The sequence below is a fragment of the Streptomyces sp. enrichment culture genome, from assembly GCF_964272895.1.
In the GTDB taxonomy this organism is placed as follows: domain Bacteria; phylum Actinomycetota; class Actinomycetes; order Streptomycetales; family Streptomycetaceae; genus Streptomyces.
The window spans coordinates 4,155,042-4,178,757 of sequence record NZ_OZ186832.1 but is presented as its reverse complement, the minus strand read 5'-3'; the positions used below and the strand labels follow the sequence as shown (position 1 = coordinate 4,178,757).

At 74.6% G+C, this 23,716-nt stretch carries 13 protein-coding genes and 1 tRNA gene; 3 read left to right on the top strand and 11 right to left on the bottom strand.

All coding sequences use genetic code 11. The annotated features are described in order from the left end of the window. The first annotated feature begins 34 nt into the window (after window positions 1-34). Window positions 35-517, top strand: a complete 483-nt coding sequence (locus ACSU6M_RS18850; RefSeq protein WP_437070919.1) for a hypothetical protein — start codon at window positions 35-37, stop codon at window positions 515-517. Between the two features lie 24 nt (window positions 518-541). Here ACSU6M_RS18850 and ACSU6M_RS18845 read toward each other — a convergent pair whose 3' ends face one another. Next, the gene (locus ACSU6M_RS18845; protein ID WP_437070918.1) at window positions 542-2,788 is read right to left on the bottom strand and encodes an FUSC family protein; all 2,247 of its coding nucleotides are present in this window, start codon (window positions 2,786-2,788) and stop codon (window positions 542-544) included. Between the two features lie 271 nt (window positions 2,789-3,059). Here ACSU6M_RS18845 and ACSU6M_RS18840 point away from each other — a divergent pair, with 271 nt between their 5' ends. Beyond that, the gene (locus tag ACSU6M_RS18840) at window positions 3,060-3,593 is read left to right on the top strand and encodes a DUF4232 domain-containing protein (protein WP_437070917.1); all 534 of its coding nucleotides are present in this window, start codon (window positions 3,060-3,062) and stop codon (window positions 3,591-3,593) included. A 26-nt stretch (window positions 3,594-3,619) separates the two neighbouring features. On the opposite strand, the gene ACSU6M_RS18835 is transcribed toward ACSU6M_RS18840, so the two are convergent. Beyond that, a complete protein-coding gene (locus ACSU6M_RS18835; protein ID WP_437070916.1) occupies window positions 3,620-4,723 on the bottom strand; it encodes a DUF2786 domain-containing protein in 1,104 nt (367 codons plus the stop codon). A 319-nt stretch (window positions 4,724-5,042) separates the two neighbouring features. Between ACSU6M_RS18835 and ACSU6M_RS18830 the strand changes: the two genes are divergently transcribed. Further along, window positions 5,043-6,731, top strand: a complete 1,689-nt coding sequence (locus ACSU6M_RS18830) for a bifunctional 3'-5' exonuclease/DNA polymerase (RefSeq protein WP_437070915.1) — start codon at window positions 5,043-5,045, stop codon at window positions 6,729-6,731. A gap of 72 nt (window positions 6,732-6,803) precedes the next feature. Here ACSU6M_RS18830 and ACSU6M_RS18825 read toward each other — a convergent pair whose 3' ends face one another. The 9 genes from ACSU6M_RS18825 to ACSU6M_RS18785 all read right to left on the bottom strand — a co-directional run bounded on the left by ACSU6M_RS18825 (window position 6,804) and on the right by ACSU6M_RS18785 (window position 23,541). After that, window positions 6,804-10,271: a BTAD domain-containing putative transcriptional regulator gene (locus tag ACSU6M_RS18825; protein WP_437070914.1), complete on the bottom strand. Its 3,468-nt coding sequence runs from the start codon at window positions 10,269-10,271 to the stop codon at window positions 6,804-6,806. Window positions 10,272-10,958: 687 nt separating this feature from the next. Further along, window positions 10,959-11,035: transfer RNA gene (locus ACSU6M_RS18820), tRNA-Thr, on the bottom strand. Between the two features lie 108 nt (window positions 11,036-11,143). Continuing rightward, window positions 11,144-12,742, bottom strand: a complete 1,599-nt coding sequence (locus tag ACSU6M_RS18815; RefSeq protein ID WP_437070913.1) for an alpha/beta hydrolase — start codon at window positions 12,740-12,742, stop codon at window positions 11,144-11,146. Window positions 12,743-12,846: 104 nt separating this feature from the next. Continuing rightward, complete coding sequence (locus ACSU6M_RS18810) at window positions 12,847-14,052, bottom strand: DNA polymerase III subunit delta' (RefSeq protein ID WP_437070912.1); 1,206 nt, start codon at window positions 14,050-14,052, stop codon at window positions 12,847-12,849. 105 nt (window positions 14,053-14,157) lie between these two features. Continuing rightward, entirely contained in the window at window positions 14,158-17,562 is a 3,405-nt protein-coding gene (gene tmk, locus ACSU6M_RS18805) for a dTMP kinase (RefSeq protein ID WP_437070911.1), read from the bottom strand. Window positions 17,563-17,699: 137 nt separating this feature from the next. Beyond that, window positions 17,700-20,537 carry a type I DNA topoisomerase gene (gene topA, locus ACSU6M_RS18800; RefSeq protein ID WP_437070910.1) on the bottom strand — a complete coding sequence of 946 codons (2,838 nt, stop codon included), beginning with the start codon at window positions 20,535-20,537 and terminating at the stop codon, window positions 17,700-17,702. Between the two features lie 345 nt (window positions 20,538-20,882). Further along, complete coding sequence (locus ACSU6M_RS18795) at window positions 20,883-21,080, bottom strand: hypothetical protein (RefSeq protein ID WP_437070909.1); 198 nt, start codon at window positions 21,078-21,080, stop codon at window positions 20,883-20,885. 312 nt (window positions 21,081-21,392) lie between these two features. Further along, on the bottom strand, window positions 21,393-22,913 hold the full coding sequence (locus ACSU6M_RS18790) for a DUF7059 domain-containing protein (protein WP_437070908.1): 1,521 nt from the start codon (window positions 22,911-22,913) through the stop codon (window positions 21,393-21,395). Between the two features lie 31 nt (window positions 22,914-22,944). After that, complete coding sequence (locus tag ACSU6M_RS18785) at window positions 22,945-23,541, bottom strand: small secreted protein (protein WP_437070907.1); 597 nt, start codon at window positions 23,539-23,541, stop codon at window positions 22,945-22,947. Window positions 23,542-23,716 lie beyond the last annotated feature (175 nt).

The following is a 23,716-nucleotide window of genomic DNA, read 5'->3' as shown; positions in this document are numbered from 1 at the left end:
GGGGATTGCAGTGCATACGGTGGCGTACGCGCGCGTGGCGCGCAGGCGGGTACGGCGGGTCCGGCTGGGGGCGGTGACCGCGGCGCTGGCGGGCACGCTCGTGCTGAGCGCGTGCAGCGACGACGGCGGCTCCGAGGACGACGCCTACCCCAGCACGAGCCCCACGCCGAGCGCCACCGCGCCCTCCGCGACCGGCGGTGCCACCACCGCCCCCGCCGGCGGGCTGGAGGGCAGCTGGCTCACCACCGCCGACGGCGACGCGGTCGCGCTGGTCGTCACCGGCGAGCAGGCCGCGCTGTTCGGCTCCAAGGGCTCGGTGTGCAGCGGCACGGCGCGATCCGGGTCCATCCGGCTGACCTGCGCCGACGGCGACGACCAGCGGACCTCCGGCACGGTCGACTCCGTCGACGGCTCCACCCTGAAGGTCACCTGGTCCGGCGGGACCAGGGAGACCTACCAGCGCGCCGAGGGCGGAAAGCTGCCGACGGGGCTGCCGACGGCGGGGCTGGGGCAGTGAGCCGGCCGGTCTCCTGAGGCCGCCTCAACGGGCCGCGGAATCTCCCGGGTTCCGCGGCCCGTCCGCGTTCCCGCCGGTGGCGGTGCCGTTCGTGTTCCCGCCGGTGGCGGTGCCGTCCGCGTTCCCCTTGGCGATCCGGCCGTTGGCGTCCTCCCCGGTGATCGGGCCGTTCGCGTCACCCTTGGTGATCCGGCCGTTGGCGTCCCTGCCGGCGGTCATCGGTGGTACGGCCGTGTCGAGGGCCTCGGAGAGTTCGGTGAGGTGCCGCAGCAGCAGGCGGCCGCCCTGGCGTACGACGGTGTCGTCGGCGTCGGCCCAGCCGGGGTCCTGGAGGGCGTCCCGTACGGCCGTCCAGTCGGGCACCCGGCGCTCCCGTACCGCGCGGGCGCCCGCTTCCGTGGCCGTGCGCAGGGCGTCGGCGAGGCGGCCGGCCGGCGGGAGCGGCGGGGCTCCGCGCTCCGGGAGGTGGGCCTCCATGAGCATCGCCACACGACCCGTCTGGGTCAGCGCGTCCTCGGCGTCGTCGGCCGCGACCCGGGACAGACCGCGGTGGCGCACCGGCTCGCCCGCGGCGCGAGCCACCGCGGCGTGCCAGGCCGCGCGGGCGGCCCGGGCGCCGAGGAGCGCCTCGCGGACATCGGGGGCGGAACGCCCGGCGGGCTCGGCGTGGTGCCGTACGACCGCGGCGGCGTAGCGGCCCTGAGCGGCCAGCCAGTCGGCGAGGTAGGTGCGCAGCCGCGGGGTCTCCCACGCCGGGTAGACCGCGTACGCCACCATCGCCAGCACCCCGCCCAGCAGGGTGAGCAGCACGCGTTCCGGCACGGTCTGGGTCCACTGCTCGCCGCCCATGCCGAGCAGGAAGACGACGTAGGCGCCGATGCACGCCTGGGCGGCGAACTGGCCGGTGCGCATGAGCAGGTACATCAGCGCGGCGCTGCCGACCGCCAGCGCGCCGGACGCCCCCGGATCCGCGCCGGTGATCTGGAGGACCCCGGTCGCCACGGCCACCCCGACGAGGGTGCCCGCGAAGCGGGCCACCGCGCGGCTGTACGTCTGGGAGAAGTCCGGCCGCATGACCATCACCGCGGCGAGCGGCGCCCAGTAACCGTGGCCGAACGGCAGCGCGGTGCCCAGGAGGTAGCCGGCGCACGCGACGACGGTCACCCGCAGGGCGTGCCGGGCGACGGGTGAGGAGCGGTGCAGCTCGTCCCGCATCGCGCGCAGGGCGACGGGGGCGAGGGCCAGGAGGGAGGGGCGGTGCAGGTGCGCTGCCGGGGCGGCCTCGCCGGAGCCCTGCGCCGTCTCCACCACGTCCTGGAGGAGGCGGCCGAGGCGGGTGGCGGCGCGGTAGGGGGCGCCCGTGAGGATCGAACCGGTGTCCGGGGTGCGGAAGGCGGCGACCGCGGCGGGCGGCAGATCGACGGAGGTGCCGTGGCGGACGGCGTGCGCGGCGGCGTCGAGGACGGCGGCCGCCGCGCCGAGCAGCTCGCGCGCGCGGTCGCGTTCCGGGCCCTCCGGCGGGACGCCGACGGCCGGGTCGGCGAGGGAGGCGAGAACCGGACGGATGCGTTCGGCGAGCCCGCGCGTGCCGCGCAGTTCCGCGGGGCGGCGGCGGGCCTGGCGCGGGGTCAGGGCGGCCGCGGCCCGCGCCTCCATCAGCGCCGACGGGTCGAACGGCGCGACCGGGTCGTGCCGCAGTCGGCGTGCGTAGTCGGCCTCGGCGGCCAGCGCGTCGGCCAGCGCGTCGCGATGGGCACCCCAGCGCCGTACCGGAAAGAGGACGATCAGCGCCGCCTGGATCAGACCACCGGCGACCATCGTCGCCGCGTGCACGCCCGCCTGGGCGACCGAGGTCGGCAGGGTGACGGTGATCAGCATCATCGCCACGTTCGAGGAGGCGATCAGGCCGGTCGTCGGGCCCGCGGCCCAGCTGAGCCCCGCCGCGAAGGTCCACACCGCCAGCAGCGCGAGGAACAGGGCGAGGTGGGTGACCGTGAGATATCCGAGGAACGTCGACACCGCCAGGCTCGCACCGGAGGCCAGCGCCAGCTCCGGCCGCGGGCGCCAGCTGCGCTGGAAGGTGGCGATCGCCGCCTGGAACGCGCCGAACGCCGAACTCACGGCGGCCTCCGCGCCCAGCGCCCACAGACTCAGCCCGATCGTGATCCCGAGCCCCACGGCACCCCGCAGCGCGACCAGCGGCTCCAACCGGGTCCGCTCCACGCTGAGCCCCGAGCGCGAGGTCTCCTTCAGCGCCCGGAACCAGCTCATTCTGTCAGCGTAAGGGAGTGAGGGGGGGCAGAAGGGGCATACGGGGCACGGGTGGGCCGTACGAGGGCCGTACGAGGGCCGTACGAGCGGAGCGCGGCGTGGTGCGGCATGATCCCTCCGCACCATCCGAGCACCGAGCGCGGAGCCCGGACCGCCGAGGCGCCGAGCACCAAGCCCGGACCGCCGAGACACCGAGCACCAAGCAACGAGCCCGGACCAGCAAGGCACCGAGCACCGAGCACCGAAGCACTGAGCCCCCGAGGACCCAGCCATGCGCACCCTTCGCTCCCCCCTCCTCCCCTTCACCACCCTCGCCGCGGCCCTCGCGCTGAGCGCCTGCGGCGGCGGAGACGGAGACGGCGGCGACGACGCCAAGCCGCGGGCCGGTGAACCCTGCGCGATCGGGACGGTCCGTATCGCCGTCGAGCCCGCGAACGCCGCACCGGCCGCCGGGGACACCGGCAATGTGCCGGTCACCGTGACCAACCCCGGCCCCGAGTGCACCCTGAAGGGCTTCCCCGGAGTCGTCCTGGACACCGGCGACAAGACTGTCGACGTCCCGCGGGACAAGGCGGCTCAGCCCGGTGAGGTGAGGCTCGCCGAGGGCGCGACCACCTCCTTCGCCGTCACCTACGTACGCGGCGAGGCGGGCGCCGGCAGCCTGGCCGTCCGTACGCTGCGGATCTCCCTGCCGGGCTCGGACGAGCAGCGGAGCTTCGACTGGCCGCTGGCGCAGTACGGGCCCGTGGCCGGGGCGGACGCCCCCGAGGCGTCGGTCAGCGGCTTCCAGCGGACGGGCGACTGACCACCCCTGGCTCCGGGGCGCCCGCCTCAGGCCAGCCGGCGCCGGGAGCGGACCTCCGCGGCCTCCGCGGCGCGGGCACCCTCCGCCCAGCCGGCCTCGTCGCTGATCCCGCGCAGCCGGCTGGTGGTGGTCTCGGGGAACAGCCGGTCCGTCGCGGACGTCACCGCGACCTCGCGGGAGGCGAGGACCGGCAGCAGGTCCTCGCTGACCTGCGTCTCCGCGGCGGCGGCGAGACGGGTGCCGACGCGATGGGCGTACGCCGCCAGGAACGACTGCCGGAAGGTCTTGGTCCGCTTGCGTCCGCCCGCGCGCTGGGCGGCCTCGGCCCTGGTCATCGCCGAGGTGGCCTGCACCAGCAGCGAGGCGTACAGCAGTTCGACCGCCTCCAGATCGGCCTCGAAGCCGACGACCGTGGAGAAGCCCAGCGGTTCGTTCCACACGGCCCGGCAGTGGTTGGCCGTCGCGACCGCGTCCAGCAGCACCGCCTTGGCCTGCTCGTACGGCGGCTCGACGCCGATCCGGCAGGCGGCCGGCGCGTCCGGGTCGGGCGCCTGCGCGGCCAGCAGCGCCTCGTCCACGCTGTGCCGGGCCATCAGCTCCTGCGCCTTGGCGCTGAGCGCCTCGGCCTCCTCCGGATAGCCGGTCGCCTCGGCCTTGGCGAGCAGCGCACGGATCCTGGCGAGCATGCGCGACTCGGCCCGCGGCGGGCCCTCGGGGCGGTCGAGGGGTTCGAGGGCGGGCAGCCTCAGCAGCAGGCGGTACAGCTCCAGCACGGCGGTGGCGTACGAGAAACGGTCGGTCCGCCGCGGGAGTTCCCCGGGCAGTTCCTCGATCTGGGCGGCCCAGCGCGGGCCGCGCGGCCGGTCGTCGGGCGCCTGCGCGCGGATGAGCGCCGCCACCAGCCGCAGATGTACGTCGTCCAGTTCGCGGCGCACGATCCGTACGACGTCGGCGGGCTGCCAGCCGCGCCGCCAGGCCGCCGCCGCGAACTCCCGCCCGCGCCGGTCCAGTTCCGCGTCGGCGGCGGGGTCGGCGGCGAGCAGGGAGGCGGCGGTGTCGAGGGCGGCGTCGGCGGTGTCGCCGTACAGCGCGAGCTCGAAGGCGCGGTCGACGGTGGTGGGCGTACTCACGGCTCGATGGTCGCACCTTGCCGAAGACACCCGGCACCCGAGACAGGCGTCAATCGCCGGTTGACGCCGCCGGGGCGTGGCGGCGGCGGTTGACGCCGTCGGGCAGCCGCAGCGCCGGCCGGCACCGCCAGGACGCCACCGCACCGACCGGCACCGCCAGGACGCCACCGCGCCGGTCGACACCGCCAGGACGCCACCGCGCCGAGGGCCTGCGTTTGCGCCCGGCAGGCCGGCGAGATCTCGTGCAGCCGGTGGCCGGGCGGGCGGGTCGGGACAGCTGTCCGGGGCCGTTGTCAGACCCCGGTGCCACACTCGCAGCATGACCGACCGGTGGGCACTCGCTCCGGCCGAGGACGGTGGCGTGGACCTCGCCCCCCTCGGTCCGGACGGGCTGCCCGCCGGGCCGGTGCGGTGGGAGCCGGACCTCGCGGGGGCCGTGCGCGGGCGGCCCGAGGTCGCCCGGTGGGTGTGGCGCTCCACCGCCGAGGTCTATCCGCGCCTGCTCGCCGCGGGGGTGCGAGTGGAGCGGTGCTACGACCTGGAGGACGCCGAGACCCTCCTGCTCGGCCACGAAGGGCGGTACGGCGAACCGCGCTCGGCCGCCGCGGCCCTCGCCCGGCTGCGCGGCGGCCCCGTCCCGCCCGACCCGCCCCAGCGCGCCGCCGAACCGGGCGCGCAGTCCCCGCTGTTCGAACCGCGCGGCGCGCACGTGCCCCTGCGGGACCTGATCGACGTGTACGCCGAGCAGCAGCGCCGCCATGACGCCACCGCGCACCCGGAGCGCATGCGGCTGCTGACCGCCGCCGAGTCGGCGGGCATGCTGGTGGCCGCCGAGATGAACGCGGCGGGGCTGCCGTGGAGCGCCGAGGTCCACCGCCGGGTGCTGCACGAACTGCTCGGCGAGCGGTACGCGGGCGGAGGCGAGCCGCGTCGCCTCGCCGAGCTGGCCGACGAGGTCTCCGCCGCCTTCGGCCGCAGGGTCCGCCCCGATCTGCCCGCCGATGTGATCAAGGCTTTCGCCCAGGCCGGGATCAAGGTCGGTTCCACTCGCCGCTGGGAGCTGGAGACGATCGACCATCCGGCGGTGAAACCGCTGATCGAGTACAAGAAGCTCTACCGCATCTGGGTCGCCCACGGCTGGTCCTGGCTCCAGGACTGGGTGCGCGAGGGCCGCTTCCGCCCGGAGTTCGTCGCCGGCGGCACGGTCACCGGCCGCTGGGTCACCAACGGCGGGGGTGGGCTCCAGCTCCCCCGCGTCATCCGGCGGGCCGTCGTCGCCGACCCCGGCTGGCGTCTGGTGGTCGCCGACGCCGACCAGATGGAGCCGCGCGTGCTGGCGGCGATCTCCCGCGACCCCGGCCTGATGGAGGTGGCCGGCCGCGCGACCGACCTCTACCAGGCCGTCTCCGACCGCGCCTTCTCCGGCGACCGCGACCAGGCCAAGATCGCCGTGCTGGGCGCGATCTACGGCCAGACCTCGGGGGACGGCCTGAAGAACCTCGCCGCCCTCAGACGCCGCTTCCCGCGGGCCGTGGCCTACGTCGACGAGGCGGCGCGGGCCGGTGAGGAGGGGCGGCTGGTGCGCACCTGGCTGGGCCGCACCTGTCCCCCGGCGGCCGGGGCGGGCGAGGGCGCCGAGGAGGCCGGTCTCCCCCAGGACGAGGAGGCCCCGGCAGCGGCCGGCCAGGAGTGGGTGCCGGGTTACGCCTCCACCAACGCCCGCGCCCGGGGCCGCTTCGCCCGCAACTTCGTCGTCCAGGGCAGCGCCGCCGACTGGGCCCTGCTGCTGCTCGCCGCGCTGCGCAGGGCCTGCGCCTCGCTCGCGGCCGAGCTGGTCTTCTTCCAGCACGACGAGGTGATCGTGCACTGCCCGCAGGAGGAGGCCGAGACCGTCGTCCAGGCCATCAGGGAGGCCGCCGACCTCGCCGGCCGGCTGACGTTCGGGGAGACGCCGGTGCGGTTCCCGTTCACCACGGCGGTGGTGGAGTGCTATGCGGACGCCAAATAGCAGCGCCGGACGCCACAGAGCGGGACGCCGGACAGGGGCGCCGGGCGTACGCGCGTCGGAGGGGCGGCGGACTCAGTCCTGCTCGTCGAGCAGATCCCGCAGTTCCCTCAGCACCGCCTTCTCGTCGGTGCCGTCGAGGGCGGTGAGCGCGGTGCGCCACTGCTCGCGCGCCTCCTCCGTACAGCCCTGCTCGCGCAGCAGGAGCCCGTGCTGGTGGCGGGCCAGGGCGCCGGTGTAGCCGTCGGCACGGGCGTCGGCGCGGGCGAGCAGCTCCGCGCACTCCCGGTCGGCCCGCGCGGTGTCGCCGAGCAGCCGCAGCGCGCGCACCAGGCCGAGCCGTGTCTGGGACTCGCCGTGCCAGTCGCCGTGGCCGCCCAGGATGCGCAGGCTCTCCTCGAAGTGCGGCAGGGCGGCGTCCGGTTCGCCGAGGGAGAGGTGGGCGTAGCCGATGTTGCAGTGCGCCGAGTGCTGCACGATCACGGCGCCGATCTCCACGCCGATGGCGAGCGAACGCCGGTGCTGCTCGATGGCCGCGCGCGGGTCGGTGTGCTCGTAGAGGTTGCCGAGGTGGCTGTAGGTCACCGCCTCGCCCTGCGGGTCGTTCAACTGCCGTGAGCACTCCAGGCTCTGACGCAGCGCCTGCTCCGACTCGGCGTGCCGGCCGAGCCCTTCGAGCAGCAGCCCGCGGTTGTTCAGGCAGCGCCGGATCCGGGTGGGCGTGCCGAGCCGCCGCCAGATCTCCAGGGAGCGGTCGTTGAGGGCGAGCGCCTCCGTGTGCCGGCCGGTGAGGAAGTACAGGCCGGCCAGATCGCCCAGCGCGTACGCCTCGGCCGCCGCGTCCCCGAGCCGTCCCGCCACCGTGAGCGCGGCCCGCCCCAGCACCTCCATCTCGGCGACCCGGCCGCTGCGGTGCAGACACGGGAACAGCAGCCGCAGCAGGGTGGAGAGACGGGCGAGGTGGCAGGGGTGCGTGAGCCGGCCGGAGTCCTCGGCGTCCTCACCGGCGTACCGTTCCGCCAGCGCCACGATGTTGTCCAGCTCCCCGTCCGCCCAGGCGAACGCCTCCTCCGGGCTGTCGAAGGGCGGTACGACGGTGACGTCGGCCGCGTGCTCCGGCGGCTGCGCGGCGGTGGGGCGGCGGCGGTCGTCCTGGTCGACGCCCGGTTCGACGATCGCGGTGAGGATGCGTTCGGCGACGGCCGCGTACCAGCGCAGGGCGGTTCCGGTGGTGTCGCCGTCCTGTCCGGTGGGGGCCAGTTCGCGGGCGAAGTCGCGCACCAGGTCGTGCGGGGCGTAGCGCCCGTACGCCGTCTCCTCCAGCAGCGCCACGTCGACCAGCCGGTCGAGCGCGGCCTCGGCGCGCCGCTCGTCGGTGCCGAGGAGGCGGGCGAGGAGCGGGGCGCCGTAGCCGGGCAGGTCGAGCGCGCCGATCCGGCCGAGGGCGACGGCCGCGTCCCGGTCCGCCTCCCGGTCGGAGGCGGCCAGCGCCTCGTGCGCGACGGCGAGGGAGCGGCGCACGCTCAGGTCGTCGTACTCCAGGTGGTGCAGCCGCCCCTCGGTGGCGGCGAGCTGACCGGCCAGCACCTCCGGGGTGAGGGCGCTGCGGGCGGCGAGACGGGCGGCGACCACGCGCAGGGCGAGCGGAAGGCGACCGGTGAGTCCGACGAGCGGATGGCCGGCGTCGAGCCCGTCCCGCCCGGAGACCGCGCGCAGCAGGGCGGCGCTGTCCTCGTCGCTCAGCGGGGTCAGCGGGAAGCGGACCGCCCCGTCGAGCGCGGTCAGCGGGGAGCGGCTGGTGACGATCACCGCACAGCCGGGCCCCGCCGGCAGCAGCGGCCGCACCTGGGCGGCGTTCGCGGCGTCGTCGAGCACCATGAGCGTGCGGGTGGGTGCGAGCAGGGAGCGCAGCAACGCCGAGGCCGCGTCGGGGTGTTCGGGGATACGGCGGGGCTCGGTGCCGAGGTCGCGCAGCAGGGCGGCGAGTGCCTGGCCGGAGGTGAGGGGGGTCATGCCCGGCGTGGCGCCGTGCAGGTTCACATAGAGCTGGCCGTCGGGGAAACGTTCCCGCAGGCCATGGGCCACATGCAGGGCGAGGGCGCTCTTGCCGACGCCGGCCATGCCGCTGACGACCGTGACGGCCGAGGGCCGCGCGAGGGTGCGCAGAAGCTCGTCGCGGGTGTGGGCGCGGCCGGTGAAGTGGGCCGGGGGCGGGGGGAGTTGGGCAGGCCGGGGAGCGGGGGTGGTGGGGTCGGTGTCGGGGGCGGGGGTCGAGGTGGGGGCGACGCGGGGGGTGCGGCGGTCGGGGGCGCCGGGGCCGCGGCGGTCGGCGACGCCCGGGTTGCGGCGGTCGGCGGGGCCGGTGCGGCGGTCGGGGGTGGGGCGGTGAGCGGGGACGGCGGGGTGGTCGGCGCCGGGGGCGGCGGGGTCGGTGTCGGGGGTGGTGAGGTCGGTGTGGGGGCGGGGTGCGGTGGCGTGGTCGGGGTCCGTACGGCGGCCGGGGTCGGTGCCGGGCGCCGCGTCCGTACGGCGGCCGGGGTCCGTGCTGGAGCCCGCGTCCGTGCTGCGGCCGGAGGCGGAGGCGGAGGCAGCCCTGTGACCGGCGTCGGTGCCGGGGCCGGCGTCGGCGCCGTGGGCGTGGACGGCGTTGTGGGCGTGGGCGGCGCTGCCGCCGAGGGTGTGGAAGCCCGGGTGGGCAGAGGGGGTCCCCGTCTCCCCCCGCAGCACCTCGAGGTGGGCCTCGCGGACGGCGGGGCCGGGCTCGATGCCGAGTTCCTCGATGAGGCGGGCGCGCAGATCGCGGTGGACGGCGAGGGCCTCGGCCTGCCGCCCGGTGGCGTGCAGGGCGAGCATCAGCTGACGGTGATACGCCTCGCGCAGCGGATGCTCGGCGGCGAGAGCGGCGAGCTCGGGGACGAGTCCGTCCGGGCGGGCGCCGGGCGCGGCGAGCTCGGCGTCGTAGCGCCATTCGAGCAGCAGGAGCCGTGCCTCGGTGAGGCGCTGCACGAACGCGTACCCGCCGAGGTCGGCGGGCAGCCCGCTCAGCGGGGTGCCGCGCCACAGCGCGAGCGCGGCCGTGCACTCGCGCACCGTGCGCGCCCAGTCCCCGTCGGCGTGCGCGGCGCGGGCCGCGGCGACATGCGCGTCGAAGACATGGACGTCCAACTCCCCCTGCTCCACGCGCAGCCGGTAGCCGGGCGGGACCGCGCGCAGTCGCTCGGGGTCGTCGAGGAGCCGCCGCAGCCGGGCGACGTGGTTGTGCAGCGAGGCATGCGCGGACGCCGGAGGCTCCCCGCCCCACAGGGCGTCCTTGAGCGAGTCGACGGGCACGACGCGCCCGGCCTCCAGCAGCAACGCGGCGAGCAAGGACCGCACCTTGCCGCTGCGCACGCCGCGCACGGCGCAGGCCGACCCGTCGGGACCGGGGGCGTCGGAGGCGTCGTACACCACCGGCGGCCCCAGCAGCCCGAACCGCAGCCTGAACGGCGGCCCGTGCCGCTCCCCCGGGCTCTCGGGTCCGTCCGAGCAGGGAGGTGCCCCCATCCCGCCGCCCACTGCCTCTCCGCGCGCCCGAACGGCCGCGCTCCCCTGGGGAAACGGCCGTCCGTGACCGATTCCCACTGTCCAACGACGGTTTCCCGCCAACTGCTCTCCGGCCACCCGCGCCGACAGCCGCGGACGCCCGGCAATAATCCGGCGGCGCCCCAGCGGATTCCGTCGTGATCCGCTACCGTTACGGCCGTTTGTCGGTGTCATCGGGCGTGGTTCCGCCGTCTTCCCGTCGCGACCCCGGCCACCCGTCCGCTGCCGCCCTCCTGCGACAGATGACTTCACGCCAGCGGACCGGCAGCGCCGCGGGAAACCGTTGGCCACATGTTAGCGATCCGTTGGTGCGACCTGATGTGATCACTTCATCGGATCTGGCCCCGACGGTGCGCGCGTTCATCGCGTTGCTCGGGGGAGTGTCGCCGCCGCGGCCGGATCCGGGGACGCAAGAGAGCCCCGGTCGGCGGAGGTGAACGACCGGGGCTCTCGTCCCTCCCTCTCGCACCCCCGTCCCCGTCGGCCTCCCGCCAGCGCACGGCACCCGGACCCCAGCCCGCCCCGCCCGCCGGCCCCCAGGGCCCACGACCGGGACCACGGACCCCCGCATTCCCCGCTCCCGGCGCCACCGCCGCACCTCACGCACGAAAAAACCCCAGGTCAGAATCTTCTGCCCTGGGGTTCCAGTGGAGCCGCCTTCGGGATTCGAACCCGAGACCTACGCATTACGAGTGCGTTGCTCTGGCCATCTGAGCTAAGGCGGCGCGCTGTCCGCACTATGGTGCGATCAGCAACGTCGGTAAGTCTACACAGTTTCCGGGGGTGCTTCGTACCAGCTCCGGAGGAGGGGGTTCCGGAAGCCGGAGGAGGGGCTATGAGCAGCGCTTTCCGTCCTTCGGCGGGGTGCCGCGCAGCAGGTAGGCGTTGATCGTGGAGTCGATGCAGGCGCTGCCGCGGCCGTAGGCGGTGTGGCCGTCGCCGTCGTAGGTGAGCAGGCGGCCGGAGGAGAGCTGGCGGGACAGGGAGCGGGCCCAGCGGTAGGGGGTCGCCGGGTCGCGGGTGGTGCCGACCACGACGATGGGCGCCGCGCCCTTCGCCTCGATGCGGTGCGGCTCGCCGGTCGGGGCGACCGGCCAGTACGCGCAGGTCAGGGCGGCCCAGGCGAGGGCCTCGCCGAAGACCGGGGATGCCTTCTCGAAGGCGGGCAGAGACTCGCGCACCTGGTCGGGGCGCTCGAAGGCGGGCGGCAGGTCGAGACAGTTCACGGCGGCGTTGGCGGACATCAGGTTCGCGTAGTCGCCGTCGGCGTCGCGCTCGTAGTAGCTGTCGGAGAGCACCAGCAGACCCGCGCCGTCGTTCTCCCGCATCGCCGTCGTCAGCGCCTCCCGCAGCTGTTCCCAGGCGCTCTCGTCGTACATCGCCGCGATCACGCCCGTCGTGGCCAGCGACTCGCCGAGCCGGCGGCCGTCCGCGTCACCGGTCGGGATCGGCCGCGCGTCCAGCCTGTCGAAGAACGCCTTCAGTGTGCGCCCCGCCCGCTCCGGTGTCGTCCCCGGGCCGCCGAGCGGGCAGTCCGCGCGGCGCACGCAGTCCTTCGCGAACGCCCGGAACGCCGTCTCGAAGCCCGCCGTCTGGTCCAGGTTCAGCCGGCGCGCGGGCAGCGACGGATCCATCGCGCCGTCCAGCACCAGCCGCCCGGCCCGCTTCGGGAACAGCCCGGCATACGTCGCGCCGAGGAACGTCCCGTACGACGCCCCCACATAGGTCAGCTTCTCGTCGCCCAGGACGGCCCGCAGGATGTCCATGTCCCGTGCCGCCTCGACGGTGGAGACATGCCGCAGCAGCTTCGGCGCGTCCGCCCCGCACCCCTCCGCGAACTTCCTGTACGCCCCGACGAGCGTGTCCACCTCCCTGCCGTCGTCCGGTGTGCTGTCCGTCTGCGTGTACGCGTCCATGTCCCGCCCGTCCAGGCACTCGACGGGCTCACTGCGCGCCACCCCGCGCGGGTCCACGGCGACCATGTCGTAGCGGGCGCGGACCGGGGCCGGGTAGCCGATCCCCGCGTACGCCTGGAGGTAGCCGACCGCCGAGCCGCCGGGCCCGCCGGGGTTGACCAGCAGCGACCCGAGCCGCTTGCCCGGTCCCGTGGCCTTCTTGCGGGCCACCGCAAGACGCACGTCCCCGCGGCCGGGCTCGGCGTAGTCGAGCGGCGCCTTCAGCGTGGCGCACTCGAAGCCCGGCACACCGCAGCTGCGCCAGCTCAGCCGCTGCCCGTAGTACGGGGCCAGCGCGGACGGGGTGGCCGCGGGCAGGGCCGCCAGCCCCGCCTGCGCCGCCGAGGCCGAACCCGACGCGCTGCCGCTGGAACAGGCGGAGACCAGCAGGGCGGCGGCGGCCAGGAGGGCGGCGGCGGTACGGGGCCTGCGGTGCGCGGCGGTACGGAAGCTGCGAGCGGGGCGCCTTGAGTGCATCCACCGAGCGTAACCGCCCGCGATCGTCCGGATGCGCTCCGTGTGCAAGGTGCCCCGGACGAGTTACCGCCGTCAACCTGCCAGGACCTGACTCCCGGCGCGGGTCAGCCCGATCTGAGGGCCATCGTCATCGCCTCCACCGCCAGCAGCGGCGCGACATTGCGGTCCAGCGCCTCACGGCACGCGGTGATCGCCTCGATGCGGCGCAGGGTGGACTCGGGGGTGCCGGAGCGGGCGAGGCGCTGCAGGACGTCCTCGGCGTCGGTGTTGGCCAGGGCCACGCGCGAGCCCAGCTGGAGGGCGAGGACATCGCGGTAGAAGGCGGTCAGGTCGGTCAGGGCCAGGTCGAGGCTGTCGCGCTGGGTGCGGGTGCGGCGGCGCTTCTGCTTGTCCTCAAGGTCCTTCATGACACCGGCGGTGCCGCGCGGCAGCCGGCCGCCCTGGGCCGCGCCCAGGGCCGCCTTCAGCTCCTCGGTCTCCTTGGCGTCGAGCTCCTCGGCGAGTTGCTTGGCGTCCTCGGCCGCCGCGTCCACGAGCTCCTGAGCGGCCCTGAGCGCGCCGCCGATGTCCTCCACCCGCAGCGGCAGCTTGAGCACGGCGGCCCGGCGCTCGCGCGCGGCGGGGTCGGTGGCGAGGCGGCGGGCCCGGTCGACGTGGCCCTGGGTGGCGCGGGCCGCGGCGGCGGCCACGTCGGGCTCGACGCCCTCCCGTCGTACGAGCATGTCGGCCACCGCGTCCACGGACGGTGTGCGCAGGTTCAGGTGACGGCAGCGGGAGCGGATGGTCGGCAGGACGTCCTCGATGGAGGGCGCGCACAGCAGCCACACCGTGCGCGGGGCGGGTTCCTCCACCGCCTTGAGGACGGCGTTCGCCGACTTCTCGTTCAGCCGCTCGGCGTCCTCGACGAGGATCACCTGCCAGCGGCCGTTCGCCGGGGACGTGAACGACTTGCGGACCGTGTCGCGCATGTCGTCGGCGAGGATCTGCGTGCCGACGGCGGCGACCGTCGTCACGTCGGCGTGCGTGCCGATCAGGGCCGTGTGACAGCCGTCGCAGAAGCCGCAGCCGGGGACTCCGCCGAGGGCGCGGTCGGGGCTCACGCACTGCAACGCCGCGGCGAACGCCCGCGCCGTCTGCGTACGCCCCGCTCCCGGCGGGCCGGTGAACAGCCACGCGTGCGTCATCTTCGACGCCTCGGGCGGCGGGGCGTCGGTGGCGGCTGCGGTGACCAGGGCATCGGCGTCCCGGGCGGCGGCGGCGAGCTGCTCGCTCACCTTCTCCTGCCCCACCAGGTCGTCCCACACGCTCATGGGTCACCCGCCCCTTCCGTCACGCTTCGTATCGCTGCATCCATTGTGGGGGCACGCACTGACAACGGGGTCCGGCCGCCGTCACGGGGTCGGCGACGGGCGCCCTCAGCCCCGCCGACCCCGGCCTCCCCGCCCCCGCTCGTCGTCCTGCTCCTCGTCCTCGCGCGGACCGAGCAGTTCGTCCGCCAGCGTCGGCAGATCGTCCAGCGGCGTCTCCTCGGCCCAGTCGGACCGGGGGCGCCGGCGCGGCACGCCCTCGGCGTCGACCTGCGGCAGCTCCCGCGTACGGTCCTGGGAGCCGTCCGGCCCGGACACCGGCCGCTCGTCCCGGAAGAACCCCGGCGGAACACGGTCCGCCGGATCGTCACCCGGCACCTGCGGCAGCACAGCGGTCTCGTCCGCGGCCCCCGGATGCGGCCCAGCGGTCGCGTCCGCAGCACCCGGAGGCGTTACGGCGGTCCCGGTCCCGTCCCCGGCATCCGGCCCCACGGGCGGCAGCACGGCCGTCTCATCAGCCGCACCCGGAGCAACGGGCGGCAGCACGGCCGTCTCCTCCGCCGCACCCGGAGCAACGGGAGGCAGCACGGCCGTCTCCTCCGCCACCCCCGGATGCGGCAGCGGCGGCTGCGGAAGCTCCGCCGTCACCTCGGAGTCGGGGCTCCCGGCCCCGGAGCCGTCGGCGGACCCGGCCGAGCCCTCCGCCGGCGCCCCGGACGCCCGGTCCGCCCGGTCCCGTACCGCCCGCAGCACCGTCGTCTCCTCAGCCGCCCGCGACGAACGCTCGTCCGCGCCCGCCGCCTCCCGAGCCGCGCGCGCCTCCTCCGGTGTCACCACCGGCGTCGGCACGGTCACCGCCTCCGGCGAGGGCACCGCGGGCGCCGGCGGCCTGGGACCGGCCGCAGCGGCGGCCGCGGCCTGCTCGGCCGCCCGGCGTGCCTGCTCGGCCCGCAGCAGGGCCTCCTCGGCCTTGCGCTGCTTCTCCAGCCGCCGTGCCTCGGCCTCGGCACGCAGCCGGGCCTCCTCCTCGGCCTGCTGCCGGCGCCGCTCCTCCTCGGCCTTGCGGCGGGCCTCGGCCTCCGCGCGGGCCTTCTCCTCGGCGAGCAGCCGCTGCCGCTCCTCCTCCGCGCGGCGAGCCGCTTCCTCGGCGCGCAGCCGGGCCTCCTCGGCCTGCCGCTCGGCCTCGCGGCGCTGGGCCTCCTCCAGCTCGCGCCGCTTGCGCTCCTCCTCCTCGGCGCGCAGCTTGGCGAGCTGCTCCTGGCGCTCGCGCTCCAGGCGCTCCTCCTCGGCCTTGCGGGCGGCCTCTTCCTCGGCCTTGCGGCGGGCCTCCTCCTCGGCCTTGCGGCGGGCCTCCTCCCGGGCGGCGATCTCGGCCTCGGACAGCGGCAGCACGGTGTCGAGCCGGTGCCGGATCACGGTGGTGACGGCCTCGGGCTCCTGCCCGGCGTCCACCACCAGGTAGCGCCCGGGGTCGGCGGCGGCCAGCGCCAGGAAACCGGCCCGCACGCGCGCGTGGAACTCCGCCGGCTCCGACTCCAGCCGGTCCGGCGCCTCCGTGAACCGCTCGCGGGCGGCCTCCGGCGACACGTCCAGCAGCACGGTGAGGTGCGGGACGAGCCCATGGGTCGCCCACCGGTTGATCCGCGCGATCTCGACCGGCGAGAGGTCGCGGCCCGCGCCCTGGTAGGCCACGGAGGAGTCGATGTACCGGTCGGAGATCACCACCGCGCCGCGCTCCAGGGCGGGCCGTACGACGGTGTCGACGTGCTCGGCGCGGTCGGCCGCGTACAGCAGGGCCTCCGCACGGTGGGACAGGCCGGCCGAGGACACGTCCAGCAGGATCGACCGCAGCCGCTTGCCGACCGGTGTGGCGCCCGGCTCGCGGGTGAGCACGACCTCGTGGCCCTTGGCCCGGATCCACTCGGCGAGCGCCTCGGCCTGGGTGGACTTGCCGGCGCCGTCACCGCCCTCCAGGGCGATGAAGAAGCCCTTGCCGGTGGGCGCCTGCACGGGGTCGTCGCCGCCGAGCAGCGCGTCGCGCAGATCGTGCCGCAGCGGGACACCGGAGCGGTCGTCGAGCTTGGCCAGCACCAGCGCGGCCACCGGCAGCAGCAGCGCGCCGACCAGCATCAGGGTGAACGCGGCCCCGCCGTGCGCGAACACGAACCTGCCGCTCTCCAGCCGGTGTGGCCCGATCAGCGCCGCGACCACGGGCGCGATCAGCACGCCCAGCGCCACGAGGACCCGGACCACCGCGTGCAGATGCTCGGTCGTGCGGGTGCGGCGGAAGTCCTCCACCTCCTGGTCGAGCAGCGCGTGTCCGATGTTGGCGGCCATGCCCGCGCCCACGCCCGCGAGGGCGACGATCAGCAGCACGGTGGCCACGTCCGGCACGAGACCCGCGGCCAGCAGCGCGACGCCGGTGAAGGCGGTCGCCAGCGCCAGCATGCGCCGCCGCGACAGCGACACCAGCGCCTTGGGCGCCGTACGGACACCGACGACGACTCCGCCGGTCAGCCCCAGCACCAGCAGGCCGTACGTCACCGGGCCGCCGCCCAGGTCCTTGGCGTGCAGCACGGCGACGGCGACGGCGGCCGCGATCGCTCCGGCGACGGCGGCGCAGGTGAGGACGAGCAGCGGGATCGCGCCGGTACGGCCCTTGTCGGCGCCCTCGGCGGTGCGCGGGCGGCGCAGCCCCTCCAGCGGCGACCGCGCGCGCGGGGTGCGGGTGTCGGGCAGCTCCAGGAAGGTCACCACGGACAGGGACGCGGCGAACAGTCCGGCCGCGACGTAGGAGCCGAGGGCCGCCTGGTGCTGGGCGAACCACTCAAGGCCCGAGCCCAGCAGGTTGTTCAGCAGCGCGGCGAGGACCAGCGCGGCGGCCGCGAGGGGGACCGCCACGACGCCGGTGCGCAGGGACAGGCGGCGCAGGGCCTCCATGTGGTCCGGCAGCGGCCGTACCGTCGCGCCCTCCGGCGGCGGGGCCGGCAGCAGGGCGGGCGCCGCGCTCTCCCGGCACACCGTCCACAGGCGCTCGGCGACGCCCGTCAGGAAGACCGTGACGAGCAGGGCCGCCAGTGCGTTCTCCGGCGTCCAGTCGATCCACAGCGGCGCGACGATCAGCAGCGCCGCCCGCACTCCGTCGGCGCCGACCATGGTCCAGCGGCGGTCGAGCGGGCCGTCCTTCCCGGTGAGGGAGGTGAGCGGTCCGAGCAGGACCGCGCCGAACAGGAGCGTCGCGAACACACGTGTCGCGAAAACGGTCGCCACTGCGAACGCCACGCCCCGGTAGCCGCCGCCGAAGGAGCCCTCGGCGATGGCCGCCTGGAGCGCGAGAAGCACCAGCACCAGCAGGGCGAGGGTGTCGCCGACACCTCCCACGAGCTGCGCGCTCCACAGCCGCTTCAGCTGCGGAGTGCGCAGCAGGGCGCGCACCGCGCGCTCGCGGGAGTCCGCGACCAGGGCGTCGTCGGAGGCGGGGTGGGGGGCCGTTGGCTGCTCGGCTCGCGTCATGCGTTCAGCCTATCGGGACGCACCGACACCGAAAGGCGGCGCCCGAACACGCGAACGCCCCGGCGCGCGGTGGCACCGGGGCGTTCGCTCAGCGAAGGCTCGGGGCCGGCCCAGCCCCCTGCTCAGGCCGTACGGCCTCAGTCCTCCGCGGACGTCTTGGCGGCGGCCGTCTTCTTCGCCGTCGTCGTCTTCTTCGCCGTCGTCGTCTTCTTCGCCGTCGTCTTCGCGGCCGTGGCCTTCTTGGCCGTGGTCGTCTTCTTGGCGGCGGTCTTCTTCGTCGCCGTCTTCTTCGCGGGCGCCTTCTTCGCCGTCTTCTTGGCGGGGCCCTTGGCGCGCTTCTCGGCGAGCAGCTCGTAGCCGCGCTCCGGGGTGATCGTCTCGACGCTGTCGCCGGAGCGCAGGGTCGCGTTGGTCTCCCCGTCGGTGACGTACGGCCCGAAGCGGCCGTCCTTGACCACGACCGGCTTGCCGGACACCGGGTCCTCGCCCAGCTCCTTCAGCGGCGGCTTGGCGGCCGCGCGGCCCCGCTGCTTGGGCTGGGAGTAGATCTCCAGCGCCTCTTCCAGGGTGATCGTGAAGAGCTGCTCCTCGGACTGCAGCGAACGCGAGTCCGTGCCCTTCTTCAGGTACGGGCCGTAGCGGCCGTTCTGCGCGGTGATCTCCTGGCCCTCGGCGTCGGTGCCGACCACGCGCGGCAGCGACATCAGCTTGAGCGCGTCGTCCAGCGTCACCGTGTCCAGGGACATCGACTTGAACAGCGAGGCCGTGCGCGGCTTGACCGCGTTCTTGCCGGTCTTCGGGGTGCCCTCGGGGAGCACCTCGGTGACGTACGGGCCGTAGCGGCCGTCCTTGGCGACGATCGTGTGGCCGGTGGCCGGGTCGGTGCCCAGCTCGAAGTCACCGCTCGGCTTGGCCAGCAGTTCCTCGGCCAGCTCGACGGTCAGCTCGTCGGGCGCCAGGTCGTTCGGGATGTCGGCGCGCTGGTGCTGCTCGGTGTCCTTCTCGCCGCGCTCGATGTACGGGCCGTAGCGGCCGACGCGGAGCACGATGTCGTTGCCCACCGGGAACGACGACACCTCGCGGGCGTCGATCGCGCCCAGGTCGGTCACCAGCTCCTTGAGGCCACCGAGGTGGTCCCCGTCGCCGTTGCCCGCCTCGGCCGCGCCGCCGATGCCGTTGGCCTCACCGAAGTAGAAGCGCTTCAGCCACGGCACGGACTGGGCCTCGCCGCGGGCGATGCGGTCGAGGTCGTCCTCCATCTTGGCGGTGAAGTCGTAGTCGACGAGCCGCCCGAAGTGCTTCTCCAGCAGATTGACCACGGCGAAGGACAGGAAGGACGGCACCAGGGCCGTGCCCTTCTTGAAGACATAGCCGCGGTCGAGGATCGTGCCGATGATCGACGCGTACGTCGACGGGCGGCCGATCTCGCGCTCTTCCAGCTCCTTGACCAGCGACGCCTCGGTGTAGCGGGCCGGGGGCTTGGTGGCGTGGCCGTCGGCGGTGATCTCCTCGGCGCTGAGCCGGTCGCCCTCGGTGACCTGCGGCAGCCGGCGCTCGCGGTCGTCGAGCTCGGCGTTCGGGTCGTCGGCGCCCTCGACGTATGCCTTCAGGAAGCCGTGGAAGGTGATCGTCTTGCCGGACGCGCTGAACTCGACGTCCCGGCCGTCGGCGGCGGTGCCACCGATCTTCACGGTGACGGAGTTGCCGGTGGCGTCCTTCATCTGGGAGGCGACGGTCCGCTTCCAGATCAGCTCGTACAGCTTGAACTGGTCACCGGTCAGGCCGGTCTCGGCGGGCGTGCGGAAACGATCACCCGAGGGGCGGATCGCCTCGTGCGCCTCCTGCGCGTTCTTGACCTTGCCCGCGTAGGTGCGCGGGGCGTCCGGCAGGTACTCGGCGCCGTACAGCTGCGTGACCTGGGCGCGGGCGGCCGCGATCGCGGTGTCCGACAGCGTCGTGGAGTCCGTACGCATGTAGGTGATGAAGCCGTTCTCGTACAGCTTCTGGGCGATCTGCATGGTCGCCTTGGCGCCGAAGCCGAGCTTGCGCGACGCCTCCTGCTGGAGCGTCGTCGTACGGAACGGGGCGTACGGCGAGCGGCGGTACGGCTTGGACTCGACGGAGCGGACGGAGAACTGCGTCTGCTCCAGGGCGGCGGCCAGGGCGCGGGCGGTCGCCTCGTCGAGGTGAAGGGTGTTCGCGCTCTTGAGTTGTCCCAGGGAGTCGAAGTCGCGGCCCTGCGCGATCCGCCTGCCGTCGACGGTCTGCAGGCGGGCGACCAGCGACGACGGGTCCGACGGGTCCCCCGCGCGGCCGGTCGCGAAGGTGCCCGTCAGGTCCCAGTACTCCGCAGAACGAAACGCGATGCGCTCGCGTTCCCGCTCGACCACAAGGCGTGTCGCGACGGACTGGACGCGGCCCGCCGACAGCTTCGGCATGACCTTCTTCCACAGCACCGGCGAGACCTCGTAGCCGTAGAGGCGGTCGAGGATGCGGCGGGTCTCCTGGGCGTCGACGAGCTTCTGGTTGAGCTGGCGCGGGTTGGCCACGGCGGCCTGGATCGCGGACTTGGTGATCTCGTGGAAGACCATCCGCTTGACCGGGACCTTGGGCTTGAGCACCTCCTGGAGGTGCCAGGCGATGGCCTCGCCCTCGCGGTCCTCATCGGTGGCGAGGTAGAGCTCGTCGGACTCCTTCAGCAGGTCCTTGAGCTTCTTGACCTGGGCCTTCTTGTCGGCGTTGACGACATAGATCGGCTCGAAGTCGTGTTCGACGTCCACGCCGAGGCGGCGGACCTCGCCCGTGTACTTCTCCGGCACCTCTGCGGCGCCGTTCGGAAGGTCGCGGATGTGCCCGACGCTCGCCTCGACGATGTATCCGGGGCCGAGATAGCCCTTGATCGTCTTCGCCTTGGCAGGCGACTCGACGATGACGAGTCGGCGGCCGCCCTTCGCGGTCTCGCTGGTCGGGGACAACTTCGCTCTTCTCTCCGGTCGACGCTGGGGCCTCCCCAGGCCTTGCTCCCGGGGTCGGGTGGTCACGCTGCGGAGTGTGACGGTACATCCCGCCCCCGTGTCAAACGGGAAAAGCCCGCAACGGCCACTCGAACGGTAACCCGACTACCGCCCTTCCTGCCGCCCGGACTCCCCACCGGCTCATTCCGGGCGTTCCGGAACGCGTCTCCCCTATATCTGCGGAGCCGCCAGTTCCGCGACCTCCGCACGCCATCTCCCGGACACCTCCCCGACGCCCGGACCTGCACGTATGACCGACGCGGCGCCCTCACTCCGCGTGCCGCCGCGGACCGGGGGCACCGCTCCTCACATACGAGTGAAACACCACACCCCGAGAACCAGCGCGCACACCGCGACAGCGCCGGACACGCTCGCCGACACCGCGGGCCGCACACCGTGCGCCACCGGCTCGCCGCGGCTCACCCGCACCCCCGTCCACACCAGCAGGCCGCCACCGAACAGGGCGAACACCACTCCCGCGAAGATCGCCGGTCCGCTCTCCATGGCCGCCTCGCCCCTTTTCTCCGTGCCGCGTGCCCAGCCGCCGTGAGGTTGACACGCCCGGGCTGCGCCCAGGCGAAGCCCAGGTGAACGGGCGGCCGACGGAGCGATGCATACCCCTTCGCGGCGCAGATCGACGCGATCTCTACGGTGCCGGGGGTGTGCGTCGCCCTGTCGGCCGAACGCGGAAGCCGCTGGGCGCCGGGGCTCCGGGGGTCTGGGGCCCTGGGGCTCCGGGGGTCTGGGGCCCTGGGGCCCTGGGGCTCGGTCCCCCAAGCCCTGCACCCGTGCCCCGGACCCGGAAGCCCCCGGACCTCAGACCTCGGGCTCCAGGAAGCCCTGTTCCACCAGCAGCCGGATCTGGGCGGGCGTGCGGTCGCGCAGCAGGACCGGGTCCTCGCCGACCAGCTGGGCGATGGCGTCGAGGATGCGGCCCGCGCTGAGGGAGCCGTCGCACACGCCGGCGAAGCCCGCGCCGACCGTGTCGACCTTGGTGGCCCGGCGCATGCCGCGGTTCTGGCGCAGCACGACGTGTTCGGGGTCCTCGGCGCCGGGCAGCCCCACCTGTTCCTGCACGATCTCTGCCGCCAGCCTGAAGCGATCCTCGAGCAGCGCGGCGTCGTCGCGCTCCCGCAGATAGTCGAGTCGCCGGAAGTGCGCGCGCACGGTGTCGCCGAGCGGCTGCTCGACCGGGTGCGGCCACTCCTCCACCGTGACGGAGGGCTCGGCGGCGTCCGTCCTGCGCAGGGTGATCCAGCCGAACCCGACGGACCGCACCTTGCGCGCCTCGAACTCGTCCAGCCACGCGTCGTACCGCGCCTGGTACTCGGCCGGGTCGCCGCGGTGGTCACCGGCGTCCCGGAGCCAGAGCTCGGCGTACTGCGTGATGTCCTGCACCTCGCGCTGCACGATCCAGGCATCGCACCCGCGCGGCACCCATGACCTGAGCCTGTCCTGCCAGTCCTCCCCTTCGACGTGCTGCCAGTTGGCGAGGAACTGCGCGAACCCGCCCACGTTCAGCCGTTCCCCCGCCCCTTGAACGAGCGAGCGGCACAGATCGTCCCCGGACATGCCACCGTCCCGGTACGTCAGCCGGGCGCCGGGCGAGATCACGAACGGCGGGTTGGAGACGATCAGGTCGTACGTCTCGTCGTCCCGCAGTGGGGAGTACAGCGAGCCCTCCCGCAGATCGGCGGCGGGCGCGCCGGACAGCGCGAGCGTGAGCGCGGTGATGTGCAGGGCACGGGGGTTGAGGTCGGTCGCCGTCACCCGCGTGGCGTGCTGCGCGGCGTGCAGCGCCTGGATGCCGGAGCCGGTGCCGAGGTCCAGCGCGGAGGCGACCGGCGTACGGACGGTGATGCCGGCCAGGGTGGTGGAGGCACCGCCGACGCCGAGCACGACGCCCTCGTGCCGGCTGCCGATGCCGCCCGCTCCGCCGACCGCGCAGCCCAGGTCGGACACGATGAACCAGTCCTCGCCGCCGGGCCCGCCGTACGGCCGCACGTCCACGGCGGCGGCCACCTCGCCGTCGCCGGCCGGCCGCAGCCATCCGCTGCCCAGGCACTCGGCGAGGGGCAGCACGCTCTCCAGGCGGGCCCGCGGAACCGGCTGCTGGAGCAGGAACAGCCGGGTCAGCAGCTCCAGCGGAGTGTCCCCGCGGGTCGCCCGCAGCGCGGGCACGGTCTCGCTGCGGGCGAGGGCCGCGTAGGCGGGGGCGCCGAGCAGTTCGAGCAGCCCGTCGGCGGTGAAGTCGGCCGCGAGCAGGGCATCGCGCAGCCGGGTGGCGATGTCGGTGCGATCGGCGGAGGGCAGGGGGGACAGGGTGGCGTTACTCACGTCCCCATTGTGACGGCCCTCCGCCGCACGCTCAGCTCTTCGCGGCCGGGGACGACGCCGGGGCGGAGGCGCGCTGGCAGCTCTGCTGCTTGGCCATCGCCTGGCCGACCTCGCCCTCCTCCAGGTTCGTCAGGGCGTCGTTGCCGCTCTTGCTGAGCTTGTCCAGCTCGGTGGCGACGTCCTTCAGACCGTCGGCGAACTTCGCCTGGTCCTTGGTGTTCAGACCGTCGACCTGCTTCTTCAGCGAGGCGTAGGAGGCGGAGATCGCGTTCAGTTCCTTGACCGCGGCCTGCTGCTTCTTCTCGCCGTCCTCGACGTCGGGCGCACCGGCCCTGCTCACCGCGGCCCCGATCGCCTTGTAGGCGTCGGACATGTCCTGGAAGGCCTGCGAGTCGGCCCGCTGGACCTCCTCCGGCGTGCTGTTGTCCGAGGCTTCCTTCTTGATCGCGGCGTTGGCGGCCTCGATCTTCTTGGCCTGCGGCTGTACGGCGTCACAGACCTGCTTGGCCCAGGCGTTCAGCTTCTCGTCGCCGTCGTCACCGCCGCACCCCGACAGCGCCAGTACCAGTACCGCACCGCCGGACAGTGCGGCCGCGAGCTTCTTGTTCACCGGATTGGTCCCTTCCATGGCTCTCGGCCCCGGAACATACACGCCAAACGGGCGACACCCGCATGACAAGCATCCGTTCTATCCGGTATTGCAGCCATTTGCACGAAGCGAGAGAAGGCTCACCAGGCACCGGAGGGCACCACTCCGCACAGCGGGGCGGGCGGACGGAGCGTCAAAGCGCTCCCTCCGCCCG